This is a genomic window from Dyella sp. EPa41 (genome assembly GCF_016586165.1).
In the GTDB taxonomy this organism is placed as follows: Bacteria; Pseudomonadota; Gammaproteobacteria; order Xanthomonadales; family Rhodanobacteraceae; genus Dyella.
On the sequence record NZ_BCPR01000054.1, the window covers coordinates 22,638 to 31,340 of the forward strand.

9 protein-coding genes are annotated in these 8,703 nt (G+C 65.2%); 3 read left to right on the plus strand and 6 right to left on the minus strand.

Features of this window, described 5'->3' with window-relative positions:
• Positions 1 to 306 precede the first annotated feature (306 nt).
• From JMF82_RS15950 to JMF82_RS15960, 3 genes are all read right to left on the minus strand, one after another.
• Entirely contained in the window at positions 307 to 1,107 is an 801-nt protein-coding gene (locus tag JMF82_RS15950; protein WP_201315551.1) for a MetQ/NlpA family ABC transporter substrate-binding protein, read from the minus strand.
• A gap of 73 nt (positions 1,108 to 1,180) precedes the next feature.
• Positions 1,181 to 1,864 carry a methionine ABC transporter permease gene (locus tag JMF82_RS15955; protein ID WP_201315544.1) on the minus strand — a complete coding sequence of 228 codons (684 nt, stop codon included), beginning with the start codon at positions 1,862 to 1,864 and terminating at the stop codon, positions 1,181 to 1,183.
• On the minus strand, positions 1,861 to 2,892 hold the full coding sequence (locus JMF82_RS15960; protein ID WP_201315545.1) for a methionine ABC transporter ATP-binding protein: 1,032 nt from the start codon (positions 2,890 to 2,892) through the stop codon (positions 1,861 to 1,863). The genes JMF82_RS15955 and JMF82_RS15960 overlap by 4 nt, the downstream gene beginning before the upstream one ends.
• A 394-nt stretch (positions 2,893 to 3,286) precedes the next feature.
• Between JMF82_RS15960 and JMF82_RS15965 the strand changes: the two genes are divergently transcribed.
• Complete coding sequence (locus tag JMF82_RS15965; protein ID WP_201315546.1) at positions 3,287 to 3,772, plus strand: glutathione peroxidase; 486 nt, start codon at positions 3,287 to 3,289, stop codon at positions 3,770 to 3,772.
• Here the strand turns inward: JMF82_RS15965 and dacB are convergent.
• Positions 3,757 to 5,364 (minus strand): D-alanyl-D-alanine carboxypeptidase/D-alanyl-D-alanine-endopeptidase, encoded by a 1,608-nt coding sequence (gene dacB, locus JMF82_RS15970; RefSeq protein WP_236585508.1) that lies wholly within the window; start codon positions 5,362 to 5,364, stop codon positions 3,757 to 3,759. The genes JMF82_RS15965 and dacB overlap by 16 nt on opposite strands.
• Positions 5,365 to 5,471: 107 nt before the next feature.
• On the opposite strand from dacB, the gene JMF82_RS15975 reads away from it, so the two are divergent.
• A complete protein-coding gene (locus JMF82_RS15975) occupies positions 5,472 to 5,954 on the plus strand; it encodes a peptidylprolyl isomerase (protein ID WP_304487917.1) in 483 nt (160 codons plus the stop codon).
• 104 nt (positions 5,955 to 6,058) lie between these two features.
• Here the strand turns inward: JMF82_RS15975 and JMF82_RS15980 are convergent, their stop codons facing one another.
• Positions 6,059 to 6,535, minus strand: coding sequence for a hypothetical protein (locus JMF82_RS15980; protein WP_201315547.1), 477 nt, complete (start codon positions 6,533 to 6,535; stop codon positions 6,059 to 6,061).
• 483 nt (positions 6,536 to 7,018) lie between these two features.
• Between JMF82_RS15980 and JMF82_RS15985 the strand changes: the two genes are divergently transcribed.
• Positions 7,019 to 7,381, plus strand: coding sequence for an RcnB family protein (locus tag JMF82_RS15985; RefSeq protein ID WP_201315548.1), 363 nt, complete (start codon positions 7,019 to 7,021; stop codon positions 7,379 to 7,381).
• Positions 7,382 to 7,432: 51 nt separating this feature from the next.
• Here the strand turns inward: JMF82_RS15985 and JMF82_RS15990 are convergent, their stop codons facing one another.
• Complete coding sequence (locus tag JMF82_RS15990) at positions 7,433 to 8,536, minus strand: phospholipase A (RefSeq protein WP_201315549.1); 1,104 nt, start codon at positions 8,534 to 8,536, stop codon at positions 7,433 to 7,435.
• Positions 8,537 to 8,703: the final 167 nt, after the last annotated feature.

The window sequence follows — 8,703 nt, forward strand, 5'->3', positions numbered from 1 at the left end:
CCCAGTGGGCGACCGCGGCGTGACGGCTTTACCGCTTCGTTGGTTTGTCGCGCACAGGGTGCGCTCCTACAGGGGAAGCGAGATGGACGGCTCTTTTGTAGGAGCCCACCCTGTGGGCGACCGCGGCGCAACGGCTTTACCGCTCCGTTGGCTTGTCGCGCACTGGGTGCGCTCCTACAGGTTGGGCGGGATGGACGGTTCTTTTGTAGGAGCCCACCCTGTGGGCGACCGCGGCGCAACGGCTTTACCGCTTCGTCGGCTTGTCGCGCACTGGGTGCGCTCCTACAGCAGGGGGCGTGCCGCGGGTCAGAACGCCGGCAGTACGGCGCCCTGGTACTTCTGTTCGATGAACTGCTTCACTTCCGGGCTGGTCAGCGCCTTCGCCAGCTTCTGGATGCGCGGATCGTCCTTGTTGTCCGGGCGCGCCACGAGGTAATTCACGTACGGCGAGTCCTTGTCTTCGATCAGCAGCGCGTCCTTGGTCGGGTTGAGGCCCGCTGCCAGCGCGTAGTTGGTGTTGATGAGGGCCAGGTCCACTTCGTCCAGCGTGCGCGGCAGCATCGCCGCCTCCAGCTCGCGGAACTTCAGCTGCTTCGGATTCGCCGTGATGTCCTTCAGCGTCGACAGCTCATTGCTGGGATCCTTCAGCGTGATGATGCCGTGCTTGGCCAGCAGAAGCAGGGCGCGGCTGTTGTTGCTGGGATCGTTGGGCAGGGTAACCGTGGCGCCGTCGGGCAACTGGCCGATGGACTTCAGCTTGCGCGAGTACGCGCCGAACGGCTCGATGTGCACGCCCGTCACGATGGCCAGGTTGGTGCCGCGCTCGCGGTTGAATGCGTCCAGGTAGGGTTTGGTCTGGAAGTAGTTCGCATCGATCGACTTTTCCAGCACCTGCGTATTGGGCTGCACGTAGTCGGCGAACACCTTGACTTCGAGGTCCACGCCTTCCTTCGCCAGGATCGGCTTGACCTGCTTGAGGATCTCCGCGTGCGGCACGGCGGTGGCGGCGACCACCAGCTTCTGGCCGCCCGCTTCACCACCACCGTTGGACGAAGAACATCCCGCCAGCAGGAGCAAGGCGGAAAGAAGGGCAATGAGCTTATGCATCTTCGTCATGACGAGGTTTTCCGTGGTGCGGCGCAACAGAATAGCCGTCCATACCGCCAGATGCAAAAACGCGTCACTGGTGACGGGTGTAATGCGCCACGATGCGGTCCCCCAGCATCTGCAGGATCTGGACGAGCACGATGAGCAGCACCACCGTCACCAGCATGTAGTCCGACTTGTAGCTGAGATAGCCGTAGCGGTAGGCAAGGTCGCCCAGGCCGCCGGCACCGATGGCGCCGCCCATGGCCGTATAGCCCACCAAGGCGATGGCGGTGACCGTGATGCCGGCGACGAGGCCGCCGCGCGCCTCCGGCAGCAACACATGGCGCACGATCTGCCAGGTGCTGGCGCCCATCGCCTGGCTGGCCTCGATCACGCCGCGCTGCACCTCGCGCAAGGCAGTCTCCACCAGGCGTGCGAAAAACGGCGCCGCGCCGATCACCAGCGGCGGAATCGCGCCGCGAATGCCCAGCTTGGTGCCCACCAGCACGTAGGTGAGCGGCATCAGCACGATCATCAGGATGATGAAGGGAATCGAACGCAGGATGTTCACCACCAGCGACAGGATGGCGTACAGCTTGGGCATCGCGCGCAGCTGGCCTTTGCCGGTGAGGTAGAGCAGCACGCCCAGTGGCAGGCCGATCACCACGGTGAGCAGCAGCGAACCGCCGAGCATCAGCAGGGTATCGATGCAGGCGCGGCCGATCTCGCTCCAGTCGTCGATGTTGGGAAACAGGCTCTGCAGCGGCGAGCTCATGCGCGGTTCTCCGGCGACGGCGTGGTGATTTCTTCGACTTCGATGCCCGCCTGGCGCAGGCTGGCCAATGCATCGTCGACGCGGGCACCCTGCATGGCCAGGGTGAGCTGGCCATAGGGCAGGTCCTTGATGCGATCGATGCGGCCGGCGAGGATGTTGAAATCCACGCCGGTTTCGCGAGCCACGCGACCCAGCGCCGGCGTCCAGGTGGCTTCGCCGCGGAACGACAGGCGCAGGATGCGTCCGGGCACGTTCGCGAACGGTGCCTGTTCACCGGCGGCCTCTTCGGGCAGCGCCTCGTTGACGAAGCGGCGCGTGGTGGGGTGCTTCGGATGCAGGAACACATCCACCACCGCACCACGTTCCACGATGGTGCCGGCGTCGAGCACGGCCACGCGGTCGCACACGCGCCGCACGACGTCCATTTCGTGCGTGATCAGCACGATGGTGAGCTTCAGTTCACGGTTGATTTCCGCCAGCAGGTCGAGCACCGCGGCCGTGGTCTGCGGGTCGAGCGCGCTGGTCGCCTCGTCGCACAACAGGATCGACGGCCGGTTGGCCAGCGCACGCGCGATGCCCACGCGCTGCTTCTGGCCGCCGGACAGCTGCGAGGGGAATTTGTCGGCGTGCGCGCTCAAGCCCACGCGCGCGAGCAATTCATCCACGCGGCGGCGGATGGCCGCCGCATCGCGTTCGCCGGCAAGGCGCAACGGAAAGGCGACATTTTCCGCCACCGTCTGCGAGGCCAGCAGGTTGAAGTGCTGGAAGATCATGCCGATGCGCTGGCGCTTCCCGCGCAGCTGCGCGTCGCTCAGCGTGGTCATGTCGGTGCCGTCCACCAGGATGTGGCCGCCGCTCGGCCGCTCCAGCAGGTTGATCAGACGTATAAGCGTCGATTTGCCCGCGCCGGAATGGCCGATGATGCCGAACACCTCGCCGTCGGCGATGTCGAGGTCGAACGCATGCAGGGCGGGAACGTCCCTGCCGTCGACGCGGTAGGACTTGTGAACGGCCTGGAATCTGATCACGGGTTACCTTCTGGTGAGCCTGCGGCGTGGGCCTGGGGTCAGGCACCGGCGTGGCCGGGGGACGCAAAGCATAAGACATGTGCCGGGCCGGGCGGTCGGGGCTGGGGCCTGTTGGCGCTATGGGCCAGCTCGCGTGGTTCGTCGGTGGTCGTTCAGTGGCAGCGCGTGGCGCGGGCCTGCCTGGCTGCCGGGCCAAACCGCGCGTTGCCGCCGGGCGGCCACCGACGGACCACCCTTCGGGCCGGGGCCATTTGCCCACCATGCGGCGTCATCGCCCGGTCGTGTACGGACGTACACTCTCTTCCTTGCCTGGCGGGCAAAAGGCTCCGGCGCGAGCCACGCCCATAGCGTCAACAGGCCCTAGACTGTGGGACCCTTCCAGAGGATCGACGCCATGACGTCCGTCTACGACTTTTCCGCCCGCGACATCGACGGCCAGGAGCGCTCGCTCTCCGAGTACCGCGGCAAGACCCTGCTGATCGTCAATGTCGCCTCCAAATGCGGCTTCACTCCCCAGTACACGGGCCTGGAGGCGTTGTGGCGCGGTGATCGCGACAAGGGCCTGGTGGTGCTCGGCTTTCCCTGTGACCAGTTCGGTCACCAGGAGCCGGGCGACGAAGCGGAGATCCGCAACTTCTGCTCCACCAGTTACGACGTGACCTTCCCGATGTTCGCCAAGATCGAGGTGAACGGCGAGGGCGCGCATCCGCTCTACAAATGGCTGAAGAGCGAAGGCAAGGGCATCCTCGGCAGCGAGGGCATCAAGTGGAACTTCACCAAGTTCCTGGTCGACCGCAACGGCCAGGTGGTGAAGCGCTACGCACCCACCGACACGCCGGAAAAGATCGGCAAGGATCTCAAGGCTCAGTTGGCCGGATGAGTGGCCACGCTCGGCGCTGATGCCGGCGCCGCGAGGCGGCCGCGCAACCCGGCCAGCATGACGGCGATCGCATCGATGTCGTGGGTGGCGCTGGGCGCGCCTGCCGGCGGGTTGTAATTGTTGAGCATGATGGCGAACGCCAGCCGCTCGCCGTCGGCCGTGGTGACATAGCCTGCGAGGCAATGCACGAAGCTCATGCTGCCGGTCTTGGCGCGCAGGTTGTTCTGGGCCGGCGTGTTGCGCATGCGCCACTGCAAGGTGCCATCCACTCCCGCTAGCGGCAGCGCATCCTTGAGCGTCGCGGCGTAGGGCTGGGTGGCAAGGAAGGCGAGCAGTCGCGCCATCGCATTGGGCGTGGCGAGATTGCGTCGGGACAGGCCGCTGCCCTCCTCGATGACGCTGGCGCCTGGCGTGATGCCCACGCGTTCCAGCAACTGCTGCATGGCCCGAATGCCCCAGCGCTCGCTGGTGATGAATCCGGTGTCGCCGCCCTGCTGCACGGCATCGGCCTGCGCCTTGACGCCGGCAAGCAGCAGCAGGTTCTGCAGGTAGAGGTTCTGTGAGCGCTTGAGGCCGCGTTCGAGGATCTCGCCTACCGACGGCGACAGCACTTCCGCCAGCGTCCGCGGCTGCGCGTCCAGCAAGGTATCGCGTCGTGGCCATTGCACCGACACCACCTTGCCGTCGAGCTGGATGCCGTGGCGCCCCAGCGCCTGCAGCAGCAGCGTGCCGGCGAAACGCGCCGGGTCCGGCACCGCCAGCTTGTAGGTTTGCGCGGCTGACTTCGCCGGCACGTTGCCGAAGGCATACAGCACGCCGTCGCCGGGCGCCCGGTAGAGGTTGATGTCGGCGCGCGAATGCGCCGCACTGGTTGCCACTTCGCTGATCACGCTCGGCATGGCGTCACCCGGGTCGAGACTGACGCTGGCCGCTGTTCCCGCCGTGGCCGCGGGCGTGATGGTGACGTCCACCTGGTTGTCGCGCACGCTCAGCGCGGTGGCCGGAACGGCAAACCAGCTCTGCAGGTCGATGGCCTCCCAACCGGTGCCCATCGACGGGCTCGCGAAATACGTGGCATCCGCCACCAGGTCGCCGTGCACGTGGCGCAGGCCCTGGGCGGCCAGTTGCGCGGCGAGCTGATCGGCCCATTGCGCCGTCGAGGTATCGGCGCCGAGCGTGGGGTCGCCCATGCCATAGAGGACCAGTGCGCCGTTCAGGCGGCCATTGCGGATCTCGCTGGTGGCGAGCACGCGAGTGGGAATGCGGTAATCGGGGCCGAGCTCGCTCAGCGTCACCGCCGCCGTGAAAAGCTTGGAGGTAGAGGCGGGCTGGAACAGCTGATCGGCGCGGTGCGCGTAGATCGTGCGGCCACTGTCCAGCGAAATCACCGAAATGCCCCAGTCCGCTCCGGCAAAGCGCGGTTGCCCGATCAGGCTGTCGATCTGCCCGGGAAGGGATGACGCGGATGCCGGGGGCGCCTGCATGGGCCGCGGCGGGTCTTGCATGCCTTCCGACGCGGCGGCCTGGCAGCCAAGCGCAGCGCCGAGCATGACGGCGAAAATACGGCGAAATAGCGGGCGCAACGTGAGCATGGGCGAAGTATCGCCAATCCGGCCGGCCGGTGCCTGTCGGCGGGGTCTGTTACCCTTGGCGTTCGCCCAGGCGTCAGCCGGCGCTTCCTTCCCCAATCGAGATCATCATGCAGATTGCACAGAATTCAGTGGTTTCCTTCCATTACACGCTGACCGACGACCAGGGCCAGGTGCTCGACAGCTCGCAGGGCCGCGAACCGCTCGTCTACCTGCAGGGCGTGGGCCAGATCGTGCCGGGCCTGGAGAAGGCGATGGAAGGCCGCCAGGTGGGCGATCAGTTCAAGGTCGACGTCGTGCCGGAGGAAGGCTACGGCGTGCATCACGCCGAGCTGGTGCAGGAAGTGCCGCGCGAGGCTTTCCAGGGCGTGGAAGACATCCAGCCGGGCATGCAGTTCCAGGGCCGTGGTCCGCAGGGTGTCATCAACGTCACCGTGACCAAGGTCGAGAGCGACAAGGTGCACATCGACGGCAACCATCCGCTCGCCGGCCAGACCCTGCATTTCGATGTGGAAGTGACCGAGGTGCGCCCGGCCAGCGAGGAAGAACTCGCCCATGGTCACGTGCACGGCGAAGGCGGTCATCACCACTGAGTGATGGACGGAGCGCTGGCGCAACGGCCGGCGCTCCTCTGCGGCAGGCGGCGCGCCGCACGAGCGCGTCGCTTCGAAGTGCGCCATGTGCTCCGCGCGAACCCTCAGGGATGATCCGCCGCAGCCACGTTGCCGTCAGCCGGGAGCTTGACGCCGAGCGCCTTGGAGATATTTCCCCATACCTGGCCCTGGCTGCGCAGGGCGAGCACGCCGGGCATCTGTGCCGGTCCATAGGGCGCCATGATCGCGCCACCGTTCAACACCGCCTCGATCTGTGCCGCCGTTGGTCGCGTGATCTGCGCCTTGGCCAGCGCCGCCTGCGCAAGCGCGAGCGCCATCCTTGCGTTGGCATAGCCCAGCTTGCCCGTCTTCGGCAGGAAGGAACTCCGCGTGGACCGGCCACCGGACGCTGCGGGCGTCACCAGCGTGATCCGGCTTCCGGCGAGCAGGCCGTCGACGAGCGCATGGGCATTGCCGCTGGAACCCGCGAAGTCGGTGTAGGTGTCCGCCAACGCGGTGCTTTCCTGGTCGCCCGATGCTGCCGAGGGCAGATCGGTCGCCGATGCAAAGAAACAACTCATGCAAAGAACCACGGCCATGCCCAACGATGAAAACAGCTGCGAGTGCTTTTTCATGGTGCGCCTTTGGAGGATGGATGGGCGTGCTCCCTCAAGCTGTTTCCAGGGAGCCTGGAGACTTCGCGATGGCGATGCGGTGCTGCAACAAAACACGGGGCGCATGTTCGCCCGGGCAACGGATAGTCGCCTAACGATCCCGAAGAGGAAAGCGTTGCGGTTCGCAGCTTGGGCATGACGGGTTCGACCGAACGGCCCGTCGTTGACCGTCTAGACATCCATGGTGTGTGGTGCATCGCATAACGAATGCCGTCGAGGCTAGGTTGGCGACGATGAACGGAGCCCGCACGGGCCTGCCGTCGTTTTGCCGTTGTTCGGCCTGCGCACCGCGCTTTGTGCGATGTTGTTTTCGCGCCGCACCGGTTGATGCCGCGCGCCCGGCGTGTGTCGCAACGCGCCGTCTCCTTTCACTGTATGGATGGAGTTCCCATGAAGCGTCTGCTGATTCTCGCCGTTACGACGGCTGCGTTGTTCGCCGGGAGTGGGATGGCCATGGCCAGTCCGCAGGAAGGACACGGGCATGGCGATGATAAGCATTGGGACGACCACGATCGTGGGCACAACCCCAAGGACGAAGGCCGCCACGACAATGGCAAGCACAACGGTTGGTACAAGAAGGGCGATCGCCTGCCTGACCGCTACTACGCGCACGAGTATTACGTGACCGACTACGAGCGATATCACCTGCGCCGTCCTGACCCGGGTTATCGCTGGGTGCGTGCCGATGGCGGCCAGTTCTACCTGACCCTGGTTTCCAGTGGCGTCATCATCGACGTGTCCGGCGGCTACTGATCAAGGTCTCGTGCAAGGGATGCCACCGTCGAACCGGCGGTGGCGTCCTCGTCAGTACCAATCGAGCAACGACAGACCAATGCCCAGGTAGGTGGCGTTGTGGTTGTAGTCGATCATGCTCTCGCCATAGCCCTTGAACAGCTCCATGTAACCGCGCAGGTTGCCGGCGATCGGGAAGGCCCAGGTGAGTTGCGCGGCACCGTGGCTTTCGCTTCCTCCGCGCAGCGAATGGCGAAGCATCAAGCCGAATTCCTGGCCCCGCCATTCGTGGATGATCTGCATGTCGGCCCGGCCCATGTAGTTGCTGATGTCGGGATTGTTGTCGTCCTTGCCGCCCTCGGGGACGCGCCACCAGGGACGAATCGTCACCGTCCAGCTGTCGCGCTCGAAGCCGACATAACCCATCACGCGATTCCAGCTGCGTGACAGCGGGTCGGAGCGGCCGTTGGATTCGTGATTGATGCCGATGCCGAGCAGTCGCCCGTCCCAGCTGCCCACGTCGTAGTGGGTGTTGAACATCAGCATGGCCTCGGGCTCGTAGTTCGTTTCGCGGAACGGCCTGGAGGTTTCCTTGTTGTACACCTGCCAATGCGAGGTCTGTGTATAACCCACCCATACATCGCCGGCATCGCCGAATACGCCCTGCCACACCTTGGTCTTCAGGCTGATCTGGAACTTGCCTTCGATGTTGTCGAGATTCTGTGGCGTGCTGACCGTGTTGATCGGATTGGGACTGTGCGGCTGGTCGTTCTGGTTGCTGGTGGCGAATACCGGCATGATCGTGATCGGCTTGTAGCCGCGCAGGTTGAACGTGCCGAGCTTGCTCTCCGGGGTCAGCTCCCATCGCGTGTCCAGCAACGAAAGTGGTTTCACTTCGTTCTCGGTGGGCTCTGCATTGGCTTGCGCGGATGCGGGTGTTTCATGGCCGAAGACGTTGGTGGTGGCTGGTCTTGCCTCCTGCGTCGTCGCTTCGTTCTTCTTGCGTGCCGCGGGCAGGTTGTCGCGTCCGGTGGCGCGGTCATAGCACGCCAATCGCTGCGAGTCGGTTTCTATGGCCGTGCATGCGCGGATATCCATGGGGTCCGGATTCTGCGCGCGGGCGGTCAAGGGCTGGCCAAGCACGATCATGATGGCCACGCATAAGGTCAATCGCATCAATGGGCTCCATCCGCCTACTGCGCGAAGCCGACGTGTTCCATCGGTTCGCCATGCCATGAAGCGGGCCAGTCCAGCGACTGGCCCGCCCGGGGAGCCTCATCTTACTTGTTGTTCAACCAACGCTCGTACTGGGCCTTGGTGATGTGGCCGGTGTGTCCCTTGTC

Excerpts from the sequence above, each read along its gene's own strand:
- JMF82_RS15950 (WP_201315551.1), bottom strand. The coding sequence starts at position 1,107 with ATGCATAAGCTCATTGCCCTTCTTTCCGCCTTGCTCCTGCTGGCGGGA.
- JMF82_RS15955 (WP_201315544.1), bottom strand. The coding sequence starts at position 1,864 with ATGAGCTCGCCGCTGCAGAGCCTGTTTCCCAACATCGACGACTGGAGC.
- JMF82_RS15965 (WP_201315546.1), top strand. The coding sequence starts at position 3,287 with ATGACGTCCGTCTACGACTTTTCCGCCCGCGACATCGACGGCCAGGAG.
- dacB (WP_236585508.1), bottom strand. The coding sequence starts at position 5,364 with ATGCTCACGTTGCGCCCGCTATTTCGCCGTATTTTCGCCGTCATGCTC.
- JMF82_RS15975 (WP_304487917.1), top strand. The coding sequence starts at position 5,472 with ATGCAGATTGCACAGAATTCAGTGGTTTCCTTCCATTACACGCTGACC.
- JMF82_RS15980 (WP_201315547.1), bottom strand. The coding sequence starts at position 6,535 with ATGAGTTGTTTCTTTGCATCGGCGACCGATCTGCCCTCGGCAGCATCG.
- JMF82_RS15985 (WP_201315548.1), top strand. The coding sequence starts at position 7,019 with ATGAAGCGTCTGCTGATTCTCGCCGTTACGACGGCTGCGTTGTTCGCC.
- JMF82_RS15990 (WP_201315549.1), bottom strand. The coding sequence starts at position 8,536 with ATGCGATTGACCTTATGCGTGGCCATCATGATCGTGCTTGGCCAGCCC.